The sequence below is a fragment of the Streptomyces spinoverrucosus genome (assembly GCF_015712165.1).
Classification (GTDB): Bacteria; Actinomycetota; Actinomycetes; order Streptomycetales; family Streptomycetaceae; genus Streptomyces; species Streptomyces spinoverrucosus_A.
Genome location: NZ_JADPZX010000001.1, coordinates 188704 through 208596, shown reverse-complemented (window position 1 = coordinate 208596; position 19893 = coordinate 188704). Strand labels below are relative to the sequence as shown.

Annotated in this window: 13 protein-coding genes; 6 read left to right on the top strand and 7 right to left on the bottom strand. The window is 69.4% G+C overall.

The genetic code is table 11. From position 1 onward, the window contains the following. Nucleotides 1-53: 53 nt before the first annotated feature. Genes I2W78_RS00940 through I2W78_RS00915 form a run of 6 tightly spaced genes read right to left on the bottom strand, consistent with a single transcriptional unit; the run spans nucleotide 54 to nucleotide 8460 of the window. The gene (locus I2W78_RS00940; protein ID WP_307783571.1) at nucleotides 54-1004 is read right to left on the bottom strand and encodes an ROK family protein; all 951 of its coding nucleotides are present in this window, start codon (nucleotides 1002-1004) and stop codon (nucleotides 54-56) included. After that, complete coding sequence (locus I2W78_RS00935; RefSeq protein ID WP_196456053.1) at nucleotides 1001-2704, bottom strand: class I mannose-6-phosphate isomerase; 1704 nt, start codon at nucleotides 2702-2704, stop codon at nucleotides 1001-1003. Before I2W78_RS00935 ends, I2W78_RS00940 begins: the two co-directional genes overlap by 4 nt. Before the next feature lie 7 nt (nucleotides 2705-2711). Beyond that, complete coding sequence (locus I2W78_RS00930; protein WP_196456051.1) at nucleotides 2712-5372, bottom strand: hypothetical protein; 2661 nt, start codon at nucleotides 5370-5372, stop codon at nucleotides 2712-2714. Continuing rightward, complete coding sequence (locus tag I2W78_RS00925; RefSeq protein ID WP_307783570.1) at nucleotides 5369-6247, bottom strand: carbohydrate ABC transporter permease; 879 nt, start codon at nucleotides 6245-6247, stop codon at nucleotides 5369-5371. The genes I2W78_RS00930 and I2W78_RS00925 overlap by 4 nt, the downstream gene beginning before the upstream one ends. Nucleotides 6248-6282: 35 nt before the next feature. Then, nucleotides 6283-7173 carry a carbohydrate ABC transporter permease gene (locus I2W78_RS00920; RefSeq protein WP_196456049.1) on the bottom strand — a complete coding sequence of 297 codons (891 nt, stop codon included), beginning with the start codon at nucleotides 7171-7173 and terminating at the stop codon, nucleotides 6283-6285. Between the two features lie 15 nt (nucleotides 7174-7188). Then, nucleotides 7189-8460, bottom strand: a complete 1272-nt coding sequence (locus I2W78_RS00915) for an ABC transporter substrate-binding protein (RefSeq protein WP_196456047.1) — start codon at nucleotides 8458-8460, stop codon at nucleotides 7189-7191. 167 nt (nucleotides 8461-8627) lie between these two features. Here I2W78_RS00915 and I2W78_RS00910 point away from each other — a divergent pair, with 167 nt between their 5' ends. Next, complete coding sequence (locus I2W78_RS00910) at nucleotides 8628-9665, top strand: LacI family DNA-binding transcriptional regulator (RefSeq protein ID WP_196456045.1); 1038 nt, start codon at nucleotides 8628-8630, stop codon at nucleotides 9663-9665. A 184-nt stretch (nucleotides 9666-9849) separates the two neighbouring features. On the opposite strand, the gene I2W78_RS00905 is transcribed toward I2W78_RS00910, so the two are convergent. Then, nucleotides 9850-13500: a LamG-like jellyroll fold domain-containing protein gene (locus I2W78_RS00905; RefSeq protein ID WP_196456043.1), complete on the bottom strand. Its 3651-nt coding sequence runs from the start codon at nucleotides 13498-13500 to the stop codon at nucleotides 9850-9852. Nucleotides 13501-13852: 352 nt separating this feature from the next. On the opposite strand from I2W78_RS00905, the gene I2W78_RS00900 reads away from it, so the two are divergent. The 5 genes from I2W78_RS00900 (at nucleotide 13853) to I2W78_RS00880 (ending at nucleotide 19863) form a co-directional block, all read left to right on the top strand. Continuing rightward, nucleotides 13853-14875 (top strand): LacI family DNA-binding transcriptional regulator, encoded by a 1023-nt coding sequence (locus I2W78_RS00900; protein ID WP_196456041.1) that lies wholly within the window; start codon nucleotides 13853-13855, stop codon nucleotides 14873-14875. Nucleotides 14876-14990: 115 nt separating this feature from the next. Further along, nucleotides 14991-16232 (top strand): sugar ABC transporter substrate-binding protein, encoded by a 1242-nt coding sequence (locus I2W78_RS00895; RefSeq protein ID WP_196456039.1) that lies wholly within the window; start codon nucleotides 14991-14993, stop codon nucleotides 16230-16232. 10 nt (nucleotides 16233-16242) lie between these two features. After that, the gene (locus I2W78_RS00890) at nucleotides 16243-17226 is read left to right on the top strand and encodes a carbohydrate ABC transporter permease (RefSeq protein ID WP_196456037.1); all 984 of its coding nucleotides are present in this window, start codon (nucleotides 16243-16245) and stop codon (nucleotides 17224-17226) included. Beyond that, nucleotides 17223-18047 carry a carbohydrate ABC transporter permease gene (locus I2W78_RS00885; protein ID WP_196456035.1) on the top strand — a complete coding sequence of 275 codons (825 nt, stop codon included), beginning with the start codon at nucleotides 17223-17225 and terminating at the stop codon, nucleotides 18045-18047. The genes I2W78_RS00890 and I2W78_RS00885 overlap by 4 nt, the downstream gene beginning before the upstream one ends. A 79-nt stretch (nucleotides 18048-18126) precedes the next feature. Then, nucleotides 18127-19863, top strand: coding sequence for an amylo-alpha-1,6-glucosidase (locus I2W78_RS00880; RefSeq protein ID WP_196456033.1), 1737 nt, complete (start codon nucleotides 18127-18129; stop codon nucleotides 19861-19863). The last annotated feature ends 30 nt before the right edge of the window (nucleotides 19864-19893 follow it).

The following is a 19893-nucleotide window of genomic DNA, read 5'->3' as shown; positions in this document are numbered from 1 at the left end:
TGACCTTTCTTCTCATCCGGTGGTGCCTTGTCCCGCCTGATCGAGCGGGCGTTTCAGAGCGGCCCGGTACGGCCGTACGGCCCACCGGACGCCGTGGCGACCGCGGCCGTGGCCAGGTACGCCGCGCCGAGCAGCGCGGCGTCGGCCGGGCGCCGCGCCGGTGTGATGACGATGCGTCCGGTGCGGGCCGGATCGGTCTCGGTGAGGCCCGTGCGCAGGGGCTCGGCCACCAGGTCCCACGCCCCCGCGATGGCACCCCCGACCACGACAACCGTCGGCTCGAAGGCCGCGAGCGACGGCCCGAGCACCCTCCCCAGGACCCCGAACGTCTCGAAGAACACGCCGGCCGCGGCCCGGTCCCCCTGTCGCGCTCGCCGCGCGATCTCCCGGACATCGGGCGGCACTTCGCCGGTGACCTGGGCGTAGGCCCGCCGCAGGGCACGTCTGGACACCGTCTCCTCAAGGGGCTTGTCCGCGTACCGCACGGCGTGCACCCGCCCTTCGGGCGGTACTCCGGGGCCGTGCCGCACGATGCGGCCGTCGCGCAGGAAGCAGGAGCCCACACCGGTGCCGAGGGTGATCCCGACGGCCGAGCGGTGCCCACGTGCCGCCCCGGCCCACCATTCGCCGAGCGCGAAGGCGTCCGCGTCGTTGCAGAAGCCGATGGAGCGGGCGTCGGGCAGCGAGGCGGTCAGAGCGGCTCGGAGATCGAAACCGCGCAGTGCGTCGAACTTGCCCACCCCTTCGTACCGGCCTATGCCGCGTTCGTAGTCGAAGGGGCCGGGCAGCGCGACGGCCCACCGGCCCGCGGGCTGCGCGGGCAGCCGGGCGGCGCACCACACGAGGGCCGACACGATGTCCTCGGCGCTGCCGTCGCCGTCCAGCGGCTCACGGAACGACAGACCGGAGCGGAGCCCGCGGGTCCCGGTGTCCACGCTCGCCGCGGTCACATGGGTGCCGCCGACCTCCAGCACCGATACGACGGTCCCGCTGCCGACGGTCACCGCACCAGCGCCTTGACATAGCGGACCGGGCCCGTGCCCAGGGCCCGCACACGGTAGGCACCCACCGAGGCGGGCACGGTCAGCGTCTCGGCGTAGGCCAGCTCGTAGCGGTGTCCGCCGCTCGTCTCCAGCAGGATCCCGTCGCCCGCCACCACGTTGACGACGTGGAACCGGTGATCCGTCGCGTCGTCCACGGCTGCGTCCGCCACCAGTTCGACGCGCCGGACCTCGAAGAACATCTCCGGGAGGCGGCCGATGACGTCCTCGCGCCAGCCGTCGCCCGAGCGCAGCGTCCGCGGCTTCTGGACCAGGTCCCTCGCCACGGCCTCCCCCGACCGGGCGGCATCGAGGTTCTCGAACGCGTGGCCGACATGGACGGGCCGCTGCCGGCCGTCGCGGTCGGTGCGCAGCCAGTCGTAGAAACGAAGGCTGTACAGGTAGGGCGTCGCGCTGATTTCGAGTACGACATTGCCCTCGCCGCTGCCGTGCGGGGTGCCGCCCGGGATCAGGAAGAGCTGGTGCGGCTCGGCGGGGAAGGTCTGGACGTAGCGTTCGATGTCGAACGGCACCCCGTCGTGGACCGCCCGGTCCGCCTCGCGTCGGAAGGACACCAGATCGGCGTCCTCGCGCAGGCCCAGGAACACCTGACGGCCGGGTCCGCCGACCATCATGTAGTACGTCTCGTGCTGGGTGTAGGGCCACCCGAAGACCCGCCGCATGTAGTCGGACTGCGGGTGGCAGTGGACGGACAGGTTTCCGCCGCCGACGGTGTCGAGGTAGTCGAAGCGGATCGGGAACGACGTGCCGAACATCGCGTGCACGGGTTCTCCGAGGACCTCCTCGGGGTGCAGTGCGACCAGCGCCTGCAGCGGGACCTCGACGCGAGGGCCGTCGGGAGCGCCGACGAGGATTCCGCTCTCCGGCGCGATGAGTTCGTAGCCGAGGGCCGTGTTGGGTGCCTCGCGGTTGAAGCCGAGCTGCTCCTGGGCCCAATGGCCGCCCCAGGACGTGGTGTTGAAGGTGGGGCGGGTGCGGAAGGGCCGTCCGGCCAGGTCGGCCATGGCTGCGCGCAGGGCGGGGCCCGTCAACCAGGCCGGAGCCCCGGGGTCCTGGGTGTCCAGCCACAGGTCGACGCCGGTGACGAGAGTGTCGCGGTGCCGGTCCAGGACGGGCCAGTCGATGTAGAACAGGCGGCGGGTCGTGCCCGGTCCGGTGCCGGCCGGCTGCCCCAGATTGCGGCCCGTGCCGCCGGTGATCTGCGCCTCGGCGTACCGCTTGGGCAGATCCGCGTACCAGAGCCTGTCGGGGGCGACCAGGGCCGCCCCCGGTCCGAAGACGACGGTGACGCAGTGCACGGCCGCCTCGGGCTCCGGCACCTCGGTGAAGAAGTCGGCCAGACCGGCCCGGGACAACGGGGCGAAGTCCGGGTCGTGCTCCAGCTCCGCGGACGCGGTGCGGGCGAGGATCTCCTCCCAGGGGGCGGAGTACTCGCGCATGTCGAGCTGCTTCGCCACGATGTCATGGGCGGCCAGCGCCTCGTGGATCCCGGCGGTCACCGTCTCCCAGTCGACGGCCACCGGGCCGTCCACGGCGAGGACCAGCCCCGGTGCGAGGCCGGCGACCGCGTCCTGGTAACCGGTGCCGACCTCTCCTGTGATGCTGTGGCAGGGTTCGGCTTCGTAGCCACGAACGGGCGGCATGGCGATGTCAGTCCTTCTGTGAGTACGGGTCGGTCGGGCTGAGAGGCGTGAGCCTCCCGACCCCCTCGACGGACAAGGCGGCGGGCAGCCCGCCGGACGCGAAGGTCGGGTTGATTCCGAACAGGGCCGAGAGCACCGCCTCGGCTCCGGCCGCGCCCGCGATGTTGTCGCGCGTGGCCACACCGCGCTCGGCCACCCGGGCCCGGTACCGTCCGTCCGGGCCGTTGACGATCTCCATGGCCTGGCCCCACAGACCGCCCGAGGCGGCGGACGACAGATCACGCAGGAGGTCGACCGCCCGGTCGCGGTATCCGAGGCCGGCCAGGCCGTGGGCGGTGACCCCGGGCCAGGCGGCGAAGGCGCCGGCCGCGCCATGGTCGGGGCGGTCGGAGGCGGCGGCGATCGGATCGTCGGGACTCAGCGCCCGCATCCAACCGCCCACCAGCAGACGGTCGGTGACGAAATCGGCCATCTCGCGCCGGGTCTCCTGGGGGAGTTCGCGGTGGAGGGCGGCCGCGACGAGGCCGAAGTCCAGGCAGTGCCCGATCGTGTCGGTGCCGTCCGGGCGGCGCACCTGCCAGCGGCCCGCCCCGGCATACAGGTCCAGGACCGCTTCGGCCAGTTCACCGGCCTCGGTGTCGGCCCGGTCGGCGTCCGCGTGGCGGCCGAGCCGCCGGTACAGCCCGGCCAGCGAACGCGTCGAGGCGACATAGGCGGCGTTGAAGGAGGCGACGACCCCGGTGTAGGTGGGAACGCACTCCAGCAGGTGCCACGGATCGGCACCGAAGTCGGCGAGCACACCACCGGTGGCCGGGCTGCGCCGATCGCGCCACCCGAGCCCGAGCCGCTCCAGATGGTCGAGGACGGTCGCTCCACCGGTCGACTCGTCGAGGAAGGCGAAGTCGCCGGTGAGACAGACGTAGTGCTCGATGAGCCGGAACAGGGCGTAGTCGTTGGCGCTGTAGGCGTTGCCCAGGGGACCGCCGCCGAGGTTCTCGACACCGAAGGAGTCGTGGTAGGGCCCGGCCAGGACGCGCAGCAGCCAGGAACGCAGGCCGGCCGGCTCCAGCAGGGCGTACATCCGGCTCCACTCGGCGTGGTCCCAGAAGTAGGTGGTGGTCGGCCCGAGCCGGGGGCCGCCGGTGAGGAACACCGGTTCGCCGGGCCGGATGCGGGTGTTGCGCAGGTACAGCGCCTGCAACGCCCCCATGTAGTAGGTGCGCGCGAGTCCGGAGTCATCGGTGGTGAAGGTCGGCAGGTGCCCGGAGAAGTCGGGGTTGCCCGGCGTGAACATGCTCGTCCACAGCCGTCGCCAGCCGTCTTCCCCCGCACGCAGGGTCGCCTCGAAGTCCTCCGCGGCGGCGCGGGCCTCCGCCGATACGGCGCCCGGGTCGGTTCCGTACGCGCAACTGATCCCGATGGTCACACTCTGACCGGGCTCGATCCGGCAGGTCCAGGTGGCGCGACCGCCGGCGCCCTCGGTCCGCAGCTCGGCCGACGGGCCGGCGAAGGCGTAGGCGGCGTGGGCCGGCGACCGGGAGTCGGCGAACGTGACCGTGCCGTCCTCGACGCGGGACGTCCAGCGGCGCGACTCGGTCCAGTGCCGGGTACGCGCGATCTCGGCTTCCGCGAGACGCAGTACGACGTGGTCGGCTTCGACGTCCACGCGTACGCGGTGCCAGTCCCCGTCGGTGAGTTCGACGTCGGCGAACTCCCGCTCGCCCGTGATGCCGAGCCACAGGCGGCCGTCGTCGAGGCCGATCTGGAGGGAGTCGGGATGGTTGCCGTGGGTGAGGACGGTCCCGGACTGCCCCGCCCCGTCCAGCCGCAACTCGAAGGCGATCGTCAGACCGGGGGAGAGGGCGAAGGCGTCCAGACCGGCCTCGTCGTCCGGCGTCAGCGTGATCGGACCGTCGGCCCGCAGGGTCAGCGTGCCGTCGGCGGCCTCGACCCGGAGCCCGCGTACGGTCCCCGCCACGCCGGTCCGCGGCTGCGGCTCCTTGTCATGGCTGACGTGCGCCGGGAGCGCGTCGTCCAGGAGCATCGGACCGTCGTCCTCGTCGCGCTGGATCCCGGGGATACGAGGCCTGCCCAGACGCAGCCGCCGCGGCGCCGGCGAGAGCAGATAGTGCCGGGCGCGTCCGCCGGTGGTGGCCCGGATGCGTTCCAGTGCCATGAAATCGTGGTGCATGCCGTGGTTCCACGGGCAGTCGTACAGCCAGCCGTAACCGACCTCGCAGTGGGCGACCAGCGCGAACAGGTCCTGGGCCAGCTCGACCGTCCTGGCCTCGCCGGTCTCGTTCGTGACGGTGAGGTGCCACAGCAGCAGGTCACGGGAGAGCGCCATCCGGGTTTCGGTGGTCAGCAGCAGCCCAGCGCCGCGGTGCTCGCGGGTCACGCCCCACTGTTTCCACCGGAAGCGCTGCGCGGCGGGCGTCGTACCGTCCACACGCAATTCGCCGGTGTGGTAGCCGAAGGTGAACGGCGGGGCGGCAAGCCAGGACAGGGAGGTCAGGTCGTGGTTGACGTGGCCCTGGCCCTGCTGGTTGCGCAGCGAGGGCAGATGGGCGATGTCGTCGAGGGCGACCCAGTGCCCGGCCACGTCGTCCAGGTCCGGGACGCCGGCCCGGCCGATGCCCACGGGGCCGGCGGCGGTCTGTGCGGTCACTTGGTGGCTCCCGAGGTGAGACCGGCGATGAACTGCTTCTGCAGTGCGAGGTAGCCGGCGACGGGGACGACCGCCGCCAGGAGCATCACGCCGAACAGTTGGGCGTAGTTGGTCGAGTACTGGCCGACCGACAGATACAGCCCCGTGGTGATGGTCTGGCCGTGCAGCGGTCCGAGGATGAACTGCGGGTTCATGAAGTCGTTCCAGATCCACAGGGACAGGAAGATCGCCACGGTCGCCGTGGCCGGGCGCAGCAGCGGCATGACGATCGTCCGCCAGATCCGCAGCGTTCCGGCGCCGTCCACGGTCGCGGCCTCGATGATCTCGCCGGGGATCGAGCGCAGGAATCCGGAGTAGACGAAGACCGCGAACGACAGGTAGCCGCCCCCGACGTTGGACAGGATCAGCCCTGCATAGCTGTGGTCCAGGTGCAGGAAGGTCAGAATGCGGAGGGTCGGCAGGAGGATCACCGCGGGCGGGATCATCAACCCGGCCGCGAAGCCCGCGAGGATGATCCGGCGCAGCCGGGCCGGGCGGCGGGACAGCCAGAAGCTGAGGGCCGCGCCCAGCGGGATGATCAGCAGCACCGAGACGACGACGGTGACCGCCGAGTTGGTCAGGCCGATCTGGACGATCCGGTCGGGTCGGGCCAGGGCGTCCGTCAGATTCTGTGTGGTCGGCGGAACGGGGGGAGCCGCCGGGTCGCGGATGATCTGGTCCTGCGTCTTGAAGGCGTTGACAATCGTGAGGTAGATCGGGCTGACGAAGGCCAGGATGATCAGTCCGGCCGAGACGAGATGCCCCTTCCTGGTCCAGGCACGGCGGTTCCTGGGCGGTGCGGGTGCCACCTGCGGGGCGATCCGGCTCCGGGACACCGGCCTTTGCGTCGGCCGGTGCGATGTCGATGCGCTCACAGGTCGACCTCCCGGCGACGCAGCAGGGCGGTCACGGACAGTGCGATGACGATGGAGACGACGAGAAGGAGCATCGCGACCGCCGAGGCGTAGCCGTAGCGGTTGTCCGTGAAGGCCAGCTGGATGATGTACAGGGCCGTGGACTGGGTGGAGTTGGCCGGACCGCCCGAGGTCAGCACCGCGATGATGTCGTACAGCTTCAGCATCGTGATCAGTGAGATCGTGACGCTGATGGTGGTGCCCGGTGCCAGCATCGGGAACGTGATCCGCCTGAACCGCTGCCAGCGGCCGGCCCCGTCCACCAGCGCGGCCTGGTACAGCTCCACGGGGATCGACTGAAGCGCGGCCAGATGCACGACCGTGGTGAACCCCGTCAGGACCCACGCCGCGACGATCCCCACGGAGAACATGGCCAGGCGCGGGCTGCCGAGCCAGGTGATCGGTTCACCGATGATCCCCAGGGAGACCAGGACGTTGTTGAGGATGCCGTCCCGGGCCAGGATGTAACGCCATACGTAGCCGACGACGACACCGGACAGCACCTGCGGCAGGAACGCGACGGTACGCATCATCCGGTAGCTCAGCGACGTCCTGTTGAGCAGCATCGCGAAGCCGATGCCGACCACGTTGGCCACGATCGTCACCGCGCCGGCCAGGAGCAGCGTGAAGCTCAGGCTGGCGGCCAGGTCACTGTCGCGCGTCATCTCCGTGTAGTTGGAGAGGCCGACGAAGTCCGCTTGGGCGAGGAGCGGGTTCTCGTTCGTCAGGCTCTTCCAGCCGCTCATGATCACGGGGATGACGATGAACAGGACGTACAGGCCCAGCGCGACAAGCGCGATCGACCCCAGGGCGGGGTCGCCACGGCGCGGGCGGACTCGGGTGGTCATGCGTCTCCCTCGGGATTACTTGGTCGCCGCGTCCCAGGCGGCGTCCAGCTTGGCCAGCTCCCCGTCGATGTCGTCCGACGAGAAGAGCGCCTGACTGGCCGCGTAGAAGGCGTTGTTGAGCCCGGAGGGCATGGAGTCGTCGTTGGTCGCCCAGCCGAACGCCGAGACCTTCTCGTTCTGCGCGGTGACGTAGGAGTACGAGTCCTTGAAGACCTTGGTGACGCTGACGCCGTAGTCGTCCAGGGTCTTGTCCTTGAGCATCGGGAACGCGCCGTCGCCCTCGATCAGGGTCTTGTAGTTGGCCGGGTCCAGCGACCAGGCCTGCGCGAACGCCGTCGCCTTGGCCGGGTCGGCCGCCTTGGCGCTGACCGCCATGGAGCCGCCCACCGAGAACGGCACGACGAGCGAACCGTCGTCGGTGGGGGTGAGGAAGGCCCCGAAGTCATCGGCGCGGTCCTTGGGCACCGCACCGAGGAACCAGCTGCCCATGATGTACATCGCGGCCTTGCCGGAGGTGAAGTTGGTGATCGAGTCGGCGTACTTGACCCCCAGGGCGCCGTCGTTGAAGTAGCCCTTCTCGACCATCGTCCGGTACTTGGTCACCGCGGCCTTGACGTTGGCGTCGGTGAACTTGACCTTCCCGGCGTAGCGTTCCTTCAGCCAGTTCGGGTTCTCGCCGAGCACGTCGGCGGAGAGGATCCCGACCAGCGGCATCGACGCCGAGAACGGATCGCCGCCGCCCAGCTCGACGGGGGTGATACCCGCGTCCTTGAGCTTGGCGCACACGGCCATGAACTGCGACCACGTCTTCGGAGGCGCGCTGATGCCGGCCTCGGCGAACAGCTTCTTGTTGTAGAAGACCTCGGGGATGATCTGCGAGTTGGTCGGCGGGATGTAGACCTTGCCCTTGTAGGCGTTGCCCATGGGCAGCAGGAATTTGGCGTCCACCCACGTCTGGTCGTACGGCTTGAGCAGCCCGGCCGTCGCGAACGTCGACGGGGTGATCGACTGGAGCAGATCCGGGAACTGCCCCGACGCCTGCAACTGCTTGGCATACGCGTCCCGGTCCGTACTCGGCGCGACGATCTTGTTCACCTTGACGCCCGGGACCTTCTTCTCGGCGTTCGCGATCGAGGTGTCCCAGAACTTCGCGGTCAGGCTGGGAGTCTCGAAGGTGAGGTAGGTCAGGGCGCTGTCGCCCTCCCCACCTCCGGTCGACGCGGCAGAGCATCCGGTGAGGGCGAGCGCCGCGGCGAGGCAGACAACGGTCGGACGTTTGCGCCTCATGGCAGTCTCCTGGAGGGACGATGCGGCCCGAGGGACTGGGCGGACGGGACAGGATCGACGCCGCGGCATCCTTCGAGATAACGTTATCGCGAGGATAGAAGCGCGTTGCGGGAATGTGTCAAGAGTCGGTCTGATATCGGTCCGATGTTTCGAGGAGGAGCTGCCGGATGACGCGAGCACGGCGTGGGAACGGGGGACGGCCCAAGCGCCCGACGATGGTCGACGTCGCACGCGAGGCCGGGGTGGCCCTGCGCACCGTGTCACGGGTGGTCAACAAGGACCCCACGGTGGGCCCGGAGTACGTCACCAAGGTCGAGGCCGCGATCGCCGCGCTCAACTACCGCCCCGACGAACGCGCCCGGCAACTGCGCACCGGTGTCACCGGAACCATCGGCGCCGCCGTCCGCCGTATCGCCGAGGTCAACCCGGAACTGGCCGCCATCGAACGAACGGCCCGCGACGCCGGCCTGACGCTCCTGGCCGCTTCCACGGACTTCGACGAGACCAGGGAGCACGACATCCTGATCTCCATGTGCCGCCAGCGCCTCGACGGCATCATCGTCGAGCCCTTCGGCGAGAACCACGCCTACCTTCAGCCCGAACTGGACGCCGGCATGCCCCTGGTGGCCATGGACCGCCCGATGAGCGGCATCTCCGTGGACTGCGTCATGTCCGACAACGCCTCCGGCATCGGCATGGCCTTCCACCACCTCCACCAGCACGGCCATCGCCGCATCGCCTACGTCGGCGACAGCGAACGCGTCTTCTCCGGCCGCGAACGCGCCGCCGCCTTCCGCGCGGCCCTGCGCGCCCACGGCGAAGCCGTCGAAGGCCTGGTCCACCCCGGCGAGGTCACCCCCGAACGCGTCGCCGCCGCCCTCGACACCGCCCTGAACGGCCCGGAACCGGCAACCGCCCTGGTCACCGGCAACATGGACACCACCCTCACCGTCCTGCGACACCTGGGCCCCCAGGCGGCCTCCCGCCTGGCCCTCGTCGCCTTCGACGAAGTCCCGCTCGCCGACCTCCTGCAACCCGCCCTCACGGTCATCGCCCAGGAGACCGCCGAGATCGGCCGCACAGCCGTCGAACTCCTCCGCGCCCGCATGGCCGACCCCACCCGCCCGGTCCAGACCGTGATCGTCCCGGTCACCCTGAAGGTCCGCGGCTCCGGCGAGGTGCGCGTCCGTGGTGCGGGAGAGTAGGGGAGGGATGTGCGATAACGTTATTCGAAACTAGCCGAAGCCCTGAGGTTGTCGTACGTCGACCGGCGAGGGCGCTGCCGCGTCCTCGCCGGTTGTGCTTCATGCTCCTGCCGCGGAGGTCAGTTGAGGGTCCACTTCTGGTTGTTCTGGCCGTCGCAGGTCCACGCGGTAGGCGGCGGTTGTCTCACCGCACCTCCTGGGCGTACGGCGCCACGGTGATCCTGTCGATCAGCGGCGCGTAACGGGAGCGGAGCAGGACGCCGGGGAAAGTATCCGAAGCGTAAGTGGTGCCGTCGAAGTTGGGCAGTTCCTGGGAGCGGAAGACGATCGTGTTCTGCCCCTTCTTGAGATGGAACGGGACGGTCAGCTCCCAGAAGTTGTTCTGGTGGAAGCTGTGCGGGAAGTTGACGCGCCGCGTCTCGCCGCCGTTGACGGCAATGTCGGCGTGGCGGGCGAGTGGGTCCGGGTTGTAGTGAGTGGCTTCGGACTGCTCGGGGTTGGAGTAGCGGATACGCAGCGCGTAGAGGCCTGCCCGGTCCGCGGCGACCGTGAACGTGGCGGTGTTGTCGTTGCCGGGGTCGCCGCCGACGCCGGTGATCGCCGTGCCGTCGGTGGCCAGGGAGAGCGGAGTGAGCGTGGCCGAGCCGGCGAGCTCGGCGTCGCCGGCCTCGTATGCGCGGGTCGGAAGCCTGCCCTCGCCAGGTGTGACCGTGATGCGGTCGACGAGAGTGGGCGACGATCCTCCGGTCACCGTCACCTTGTTGACGCCACCGGACAGGGAGACCGCCGCACTGCTGCGGCCCTTGACCAGACGCAGGACGTCATGCCCGTTGACGGAGAGCCGGGCGTTCGTGCCGCCGAGGGTGTCGACCCTCAGGGTGGCCTCGCGCTCGGCAGGGGAGTACACCCAGAACGTCGCGGTCTGGCCCTTCTTGAGCTGGGCGGCCCCCGATCCCGTGACCGCCCGCTTCGGCAGGTCGTACACGGGCGTTGCCCCTCCGCCCAGCCAGGCCAGTTCGCCCTCGTACACCTGAGTGTCGGCCGACGCATCCGGCAACGACAAGGTGAGGCGGTCGACAATGGCGTCGCCCTTGGTGGCGCGCCTGCCGTCGAGGCTCTTCGCGGCGAGTGTCAGGGTGTGCCTGCCCTTGGTGAGCTTCACCTTGGTGTCGGTGTGGTCCCACACCACCCACTTGTAGCCGAGTGGCAGGTGCAGCTCCTGCTCGCTGTCGGCCTTGCCGTCGACGCGCAGGAAGACGTTGGTGGGGCCCTGCTCCTTCACCCTGTCGAAGGTGTTGAGGGAGTTGGCGAAGACGCTCAGGTCGTAGGTGCCGTCCTGGGGTACGTCCACGGTGAAGTCGAGAGCGACATCCGAGCCGGTGCGCAGACCGCCCACGTCGTAACCGCCGGAGGTGTAGAACTTCGACACATCACGCGGCGAACCCTCCGGGCCGTTCTTCGAGTACCCGGACCCGCTGTGGGCGGCGTCCTCCGCTTCGTAGGAGCCCTGCCAGCGCACGGGCGGAGACTGGGTGCCCTTCGCCTTGCCGGCCGGGCTGAGGACGATCTCGTAGGCCGAGGACTCCTTCAGCGTCGGAAGCACGCCGTCGCCGAAGTCGACGACCACCGTGCCGTCGGCACCGACCTTCAGGTTCTGCTCGGCGAGCAGCTTCGGGCCGGTGCTGTCACCGACCTGTCCGCTCCACTCGACCTCCTTCACCCACGCGTGCACCCGCTCCCCGAAGACCTTCTTGGGGACCTTGGCGAAGGTGATGTGCCCCTTGCCGGTGGAGCCGCCGAAGATCAGCCGCGCCTGCTTCTTCTTCTCGTCGAGCGTGGCGACGCCCTGCATGGTGTAGTTCTCGCCGGGGAACGGCGGATTCACCTTCACCGTGTGGCCGCTCATCGAGGCGTACGAGTTCAGCAGCCACCACTGGCCGTTGCCGCGGCCCGACTGCACCGCCGAGTCGGAGAGGTTGCCGTCGATGTTCCAGTACGCGATGTCGGCGTCGACCTTGGACTCCTCGATCGCGGACACCCACTGGATCATCTGGCCGGGGACGGAGGTGTGGTAGTTGAAGGCGTACTCGTTGATGTTGACGGGGAGTTGGGTGCCCTCGCGGTCGGTGCCCTTGAACAGGTCCTGCTCCCACGCCCGGTACTTGGCGACGCTCTGCCGCACCGCCTCCGGGTGGCTCAGCTCGTGCCAGGTGATGACCTCCGGGAGGGTACCGGCGGCCAGGGCGTGTGTGAGGAAGCCCTTCACCTGGTTGTAGAGGACGCTGGTGTTGGGGCCGGCGATGCGAGCGTCCGGCATCCTGCCCTTTATGAGCCTGTACACGTCGTCCCAGGCGGCGAAGAAGTCGTCCGGGTCGTCGAGCCAGCTGGTCTTGTTGTAGCTCCACTCGCCGGTGCCGAACATGTTGCCCTCGGGCTCGTTGAACGGCACGAAGACGATGTTGTCCTGGTACTGCTTCGGCAGCTTCAGGACCTGGTCGACCTGCTGTGCGATCTTCTCCTTGTAGAGCTTGACCTTCTCCTCGGGCGTGTCGCCCGGCCACTGGTAGGGGAAGCCGCGGTGGATGTCGGTCATGTAGATGTACACGTCGCCGTCGGTGGAGTCGGCCAGCGGCTTCACCACCTCCAGGGCGTCGGCGCCGGGGTGCTGCGGACCGTCCTGCGCCTTGGTGGAGACCGTGCGCAGCCCCATGCCCTCGATGAGGTTGTTCGTCGGGACGTCCGGTCCGTACACGCCGTAGAGAGTGCCGGAGGCGCCACCGTGGAACGCGCCGGTGTCCGAGCCCAGGTCGACGGTGAGCTGCCCCTCCCGGACCACGGTGACGGTGGCCTCGACCGCGCGTCCGGCCGCGGTACCGGCGACCGTGAACGTCCCCGGCTTCGCGTACTTCTCGGACGGTACGGGCTCCCAGGTGACGGGCGTGTCGCGGTCGTAGCCGTCGGAGAAGGAGGAGCGGACGGCGGCGGGCAGGGACGGGGCGGTCCCGGTGGTGGTACGGACCTCGAAGGACGTCCGTGAGAGCTCCTGGACGGTCGGCACGGCATCGACCGTACCGGCCACCTGCTCGGGGCTGAGCGCCGCGTGCCACACGGTGAAGTCGTCTATCGCGCCCTTGAACAGCGGATCCGGATAGAAGGACTTGCCGATGTATCCGGCGGCCGTGGCCGAACCGTCCAGCAGTTCCCTGGCCTTGACGCCGGTCGCGGCGGAGGAGACCGCAACGCCGTCGAGATAGGTGGTGACTTGGCCGGCGGAGCTGTCGAGGGTGACGGTGACCGTGCGCCACTCGTCCGCGGGAAGCGGCGCGTACCCGGAGACCTGTGCTTCCGCACCCCCGCCTCCGGTGGTGACGGCGGTACGCAGCACGCTTCCGTTGTACGGCGTGGTGAACAGGTACTTGGTGCTGTTGGTGCCCAGGTCGAAGATCCGCTGCCAGGAGGACTTGTCTCCGCTCCATTTCACCCGGGCGGAGATCGTCAAGTCGCTCGCGTCGCCGAGCACTTCGCGGGGCAGGCGGACATACGCGCCGTTGGAGGTGGGTGCCCCGCCGGGCAGAGCCAGGGCCTTGCCTCCGTTCGTGCCCGCGACGGACTGGGCGGTGGAGCCGTTCACCAGCGTGGCCGTCACGCCGTTGCCGGAACTGTCGGTGATCCTCCCGGAGGCGAGGTCGTCCTGGTCGAAGCTGTAGCGGGCGGCGGGCTGGGGCGCCTCGGCCGCTTGGGCGGGGGCGGCCGGCGCGCCCAGCAGGCCGGCGCCGAGGGTCAGCGCCACGGCGGCCGCGGCTCGGCGCCGTGTGGATCTGTCGGCGGATGGCATGGATTGCGTCCTCAGTCCTTGAGTGGCGGAGAGTCGAATCGGTTCGAATCGCGCGTCCCCGGAACGCAGGGCGTTCTCGGGGTACGGGTCGGCTGCCGCGCACCTGAGCGGGGAGGCCGAATGCGCGTCCCCGGTTGCCGGAAGGATCGCCTCATCGAACCGGTTCGGCGAAGCTAGCACCGGGGCACTCGGCCAGCAATCCCTCTGACGCCAGGTTGTCGCGGCCTGTTTTCGGGCCGTGGGAAATGTGGACAGGGGTGTTGACAGGCTCCGAGAAGGATTCCTACCTTCGCTTCACGCGAACCGGTTCGACGACCGGCTCGCTATCGAACCGGTTCGACGAAGGAGTGCCGTGAACATCGGTGAGATCGCCCGGCGGGCCGGTGTCTCGCGGAGCACCGTGTCCTACGCGCTGAGCGGCAAGCGCCCCGTTTCGGACGGGACACGCCGGAAGATCCAGGAGGTCATCGACGAGCTGGGCTACCGGCCCAACGCGAGCGCCCGCGCCCTGGCCAACGGCCGGACCAGCACGATCGGCCTCGTCTTCCCGCCGGCCGGCAACCACTACACCGGCATGCAGCTGGACTTCATCGGCAGCGTCGTGGAGGCCGCCGCGGCCCACGACTACGACGTGCTGCTGTCGCCGAGCGGCGTGGACAGCGACCGCTCGTTCCAGCGGCTGCTGGGGGAGCGGCGGGTCGACGGCGCCATCCTGATGGAGATCCGGCTGGCGGACGACCGGGCCGATCACCTGGCCGCGCTGGACTTCCCCTTCGTCGCCATCGGCCGCACCGCACACCCCGAGGACGGCTGGTGGGTCGCCCTGGACCACACCGCACTGGCGGCGGCGTGCGTCCACCACCTCGCTGACCTGGGCCACCGCAGGGTCGCCTTCGTCAACCGTCCCGAGCAGCTGCTGCGGGCCGGGTACGAGTCCGCGCACCGCGGACTGGACGGGTTCACCAAGGCCGCGGCCGAGCGCGGGCTGACGGTGCGGACGTACTGCTGCGGGGACGACGCCGCTTCGGGCCAGGCCTGCCTGGAACAGATCCTCCATGACGACCCGGCCACCACGGCGCTGGTCACGTTGAACGAGGCCGCCCTGGGAGGCCTGTACCGAGGGCTGGCCCGGGCGGGCCGCCATGTGCCGCGTGACTTCTCCGTCACCGGAGTCGTGGCAGCCCGCTGGGCGGAGACGGTGACCCCGCAGCTCACCGCGGCGGATGTGCCGGCCGAGGAGATGGGCCGGCGTGCCGTGGAGCTGCTGGTGGAGCGGCTGGGCCAGCCCGACCTCCCTGTCCGGCACCATCTGCTGGCACCCCCGATCTCCCTGCGGGCCAGCACCGGTCCCGCCTCCGGCGCCTCGCAGCCCTGACCCCAACCGCCTTCCTCCGGTACGCCGGCCCGCTCACTGCCTCCGTTCGGTGTACCCGTCATCCCCACGTCGCCCCTGCCTCGGCACCTCCATGCCAAGAACGAAGGAACCCGCGATGCACAGCAGCTCCAGACGGCGCCTCGCCGCCGTGGCCCTGTCGACCGTCCTCGCCGCCGCCGGCACCGCCTGCTCCTCCGGCTCGGGCAGCACCGGAGCGAAGGGCGCGGACAGCGGAACGTACACCATCTGGGACCCCTATCCGCAGTTCGCCAAGGGCTCGGCGTGGACCGAACTGCTGGACAAGTGCGGCACCGAGGCCGGCGTGAAGATCAAGCGGACCGGGTTCGACACCAGCGACCTGGCCAACAAGACGCTGCTGGCGGCACAGCAGGGCAACTCCCCGGACGTCCTCATTGTCGACAACCCGGTCGTGTCGACCCTGGCCGAGGCGGGGGTGCTCACCACGACCGACGACAACAAGCTGGACACCTCCAAGGTGGACACCAACCTGCTCGCGGCCGGTCAGGTGGGGGGAGAGACCTACGGCACTCCCATCGGCGCCAACACCCTCGCCCTCTACTACAACAAGAAGGTCCTGAAGGAAGCCGGGGTGGACATCGCGTCGGTCAAGGACTGGAAGTCGCTGACGGCGGCCCTGGAAAAGGTCAAGAAGGCCGGCAAGAAGGGCATCACGTTCTCCGCCATCGGGACCGAGGAAGGCAGTTTCCAGTTCCTTCCCTGGTTCTGGGGCGCCGGCGCCGAGCTGACCGAACTCGGCTCCGTCCAGGGCGTCTCGGCCCTCACCCTGTGGAAGGACTGGCTGGAGCAGGGCTATGCCCCGAACTCCGTACTCAACAACACCCAGACGACCAGCTGGCAGGAGTTCACGAGCGGCGACTACGCGTTCGCGGAAAACGGCACCTGGCAGCTGGCAGGCGCCGAGAAGGCCGGATTCGACTACGGCGTCCTGCCCATACCGGCCGCTGACGGAGGCAACGCGGCCGCCCCGACCGGCGGCGAGTTCGTCACGCTCCCGGTCCAGGAGGACACCGGCCGCTACACCACCGCCCAGAAGCTGGCGGCCTGCCTGACCAGCACTCAGAACCTGTACGACACCGACACCACCCTGTCCTACGTGGCCCCCACCAGCGAGGTGCAGGACAAGCAGGTGGCGGCGAACCCCGAGTTGAAGCCCTGGGTCGACGCGGTGAAGGCAGCCAAGGGGCGCACCAGTGACGACCTGGGCACCGAGTACCCGAAGATCTCCGAGCAGATGTGGAAGGCGGTCCAGTCGGCCCTCAGCGGGACCGAGTCGCCCAAGGACGCGTTGACTTCGGCCCAGGCAGCGGTCAAGTGACATGGGCCCGATGAAGCCGACGACACATCCGCCGGACCGCTCAGCCGTCCGTACCCGGAACGGGGCGGCAACCGTCGCCCCGCCCCCGGCCCGCGGCGCGAAACCAGGCCGCCCCGCCTCGACGCAGTGGGCCGCCTGGGCCTTCCTCGCCCCGGTGACGCTCTATCTCGCCCTCTTCTACGCCTATCCGCTCTACCGCAACATCGACCTCAGCCTGCGCAACTACACCGTCCGCTCCTTCGTTCAGGGCAACGCACCGTTCACCGGTCTGGAGAACTACCGCACGGTCCTCGACGACCCGACCTTCGGCCCGGCGCTCACCCACACCGTGGTGTTCACCGCCGTCTGCCTGTTCTTCCAGTACGCCATCGGCCTGGCCCTCGCGGTCTTCTTCAACCAGCACTTCCGGCTCTCCGCGACCCTGCGCGCCCTGTTCCTCGTACCGTGGCTGCTGCCGCTGATCGTGTCGGCGTCCACCTGGTCGTGGATGCTCAACAGCGAATCCGGTGTGGTGAACGCCTTGTTGAGCGCGGTCGGCATCGACCCGGTGAACTGGCTGACCTCGCCCTCCTGGTCGCTGACCTCGGTAATCATCGCCAACATCTGGATCGGCGTCCCGTTCAACCTGGTCGTGCTCTACAGCGGACTGCAGTCCATCCCCGCCGGCCTGTACGAGGCGGCGGCACTCGACGGGGCGAACGCCTGGCAGCGGTTCTGGCGCATCACGTTCCCGTTGCTGCGCCCGGTGTCCGCGATCACCCTTCTGCTGGGCCTGGTGTACACGCTCAAGGTCTTCGACATCATCTGGATCATGACCAAGGGCGGCCCGGCCGACTCGTCCACCACCTTTGCCACCTGGTCCTACCAGCTCGGCTTCGGCAACCTCCTGCCCGCCTTCGGCCCCGGCGCGGCGGTCGGCAACCTGCTGGTCGTAGCCGCCCTGGTGTTCGGCCTCGTCTACGTGCGGGTCCAGCGAAAGCAGGCGCTGTCATGAACCGAAGCTCCAGCCGTACACCGTGGAAGACAGCCGTCGCTCTGCTGCTGACCGCGATCATGCTCTTCCCGGTCTACTGGATGCTCAACGTGTCCCTCACCCGCGACCAGAACATGCGCAAGAGCCCGCCTGACCTGCTGCCGATCCATGGCACCCTCGACGGCTACCGCACGGTCCTCGACGAGCAGCTGCCCTACCTCGGCACCAGCCTCGTCATCGGCCTCGGGACCGTCGTCCTGACCGTGGCCCTGTCCGCCCCGGCCGGCTACGCGCTGGCGAAACTACGACCACGCGGCGGGGGACTGCTCGGCTTTCTCCTCCTGGTCGCCCAGATGATCCCCGGCATCATCATGGCAATGGGCTTCTACGCCATCTACCTCCAGCTCGGCATGCTCCAGTCCGTCCCCGGGCTGATCGTCGCCGACTCCACCCTGGCCGTCCCCTTCGCGGTGCTCATCTTCACCGCGTTCATGTCCGGCATCCCCGGCGAACTGCTCCAGGCCGCGAAGACCGACGGAGCCGGCGCCCTGCGCACGTTCTGGTCGATCGTCATGCCGATGAGCCGCAACGCCGTCGTCACGGTGTCCTTGTTCGCCTTCCTGTGGTCCTGGTCCGACTTCGTCTTCGCCAGCACCTTGGTCAACGGCGGCAGCCACGAGCCGATCACGCTCGGCATCTACCACTACATCGGCAACAACAACCAGGAGTGGAACGCCATCATGGCCACCGCTGTCGTGGCATCGCTGCCCGCCGCGGTGATCCTCGTCCTCGCCCAGCGTTACGTCGCCGCCGGCGTGACCGCCGGTGCCGTCAAGGACTGAGCCCGTACGACCCGTCACGACCGACCCGGCTGCGCGCCAGCCGGCCGGTGCCCCCTGCTCGAGAAACGAGTCACGCTCCATGACCGCCGCCCGATCCGGCCCGGCTTTCTCCGTCCACGACATCCCGTTCAGCACATACGGCTCCTGGTTCGACGTCTCGCCGGTGGTGGGGGAGAAGACGTACGCCGAAGACCTCCACCTGGTCTCGCACCAGAACGGCATGCACGCCGTCCTACGCCTGGTCCCCCTGGACCGAACCACGGGCCACCGCGTCGACACCCGCTTCGAGGCGACAGCGGCCCTCCTCAGCTGGATCGGTTCGGCCGGGCGCATCGACCTCGCCTACGAGTCACCCGACACCGTGCGCCTGCGGGGCACCGGCCTCGGTATCAGCGTCTCCGCGGCCGCCGAGACGCTCACCCCGTTCAGCGGAACGTACTTCTTCCAGGACCCGGCAACCGACGCGTACGTGTTCACGTCGTACGAGACCGGACGCCGATACCGCGTCACCGTGCTGTCCGGCTTCCTCGCCGACACAGCCGGTGTCCAGGGACTGGGCACCCGCGACCGCGGCCTTGTCGTGACACCGGAGGCGGGCGGAGCCTGGGAGATCGTGATCGAGGAACTCGACACCTCCCGCCCTCCGTACACGTCCTCGGCGACCTTCGGTGAAATCGTGCAGGCCGCTGAGCAGTCCTTCGCGGATTTCCTTGAAACGGTGGCCCCGTGGCGTTCGCCCGCCACCCCGGCCGCCGAACTTGCCGCCTACGTCATCTGGTCGGCGACCGTAAGCCCGACGGGCCTCGTCACCCGGCCCGCCGTGCTGATGTCCAAGCACTGGATGGACAAGGTCTGGAGCTGGGACCACTGCTTCAACGCCCTTGCTCTGGCACCTGGTTGCCCCGAACTGGCCCTGGACCAGTTCACCCTTCCCTTCGACCACCAGGATGACACCGGCGCCCTGCCGGACTCCGTCACCCACTCCGAGGTCCTCTACAACTTCGTCAAACCCCCCATCCACGGCTGGGCATACGGCCATCTGCGCCGCCGCCTGCCGACGCCTCCCGACCAGGCCGAACTGGCCGAGGCCTATGACCGGCTGGTCCGCTGGACGCACTTCTGGCTCACCGCCCGGCGCGCACCCGGCGCTGCCCTGCCCCACTACCAGCACGGCAACGACAGCGGCTGGGACAACGCCACCACCTTCGACCCCGAGCGGGTTGTCGTCACCGCCGACCTGGCCGCGTTCCTCGTCCTCCAGTTGCATGAACTCGCCGACCTCGCATCGGAGTTGAGCAGGCCGGACGAGGCACGCCGGTGGCAGCGAACGGCCGAGGAGATCCGGACGGCGCTGCTGGACGAGCTCTGGACCGGCGAGCGCTTCGTCGCCCGGGGCTCAGCCACCGGGAACACGTGGAGCAGCGCCGGCCTCCTCGACCTGATGCCCATCGTGCTGGGCGAGTATCTGCCCGACGGCGTCAGCAGCGCACTGGCCGGCCACATCAAGTCTCATCTCACCCCGTACGGCCTCGCCACCGAACTGACCACCTCACCCCACTACCTCGCCGACGGCTACTGGCGCGGCCCCATCTGGGCCCCGGCCACCGTCCTCGTCGAAGACGGCCTGCGGCGCGCCGGCCACCGCTGTCTGGCGGACGACATCAGCGCCCGCTTCCGCGCCCTGTGCGAGACCCACGGCTTCGCCGAGAACTTCGACGCCCTCACCGGCACGGGACTGCGCGACCGCGCCTACACCTGGACCGCCAGCAGCTACCTCCTCCTCGCCGAAGCACACGCACACCGAGCCAGGCACTGATCCAGGCCCGAACTACTACCGGCGGCGAAC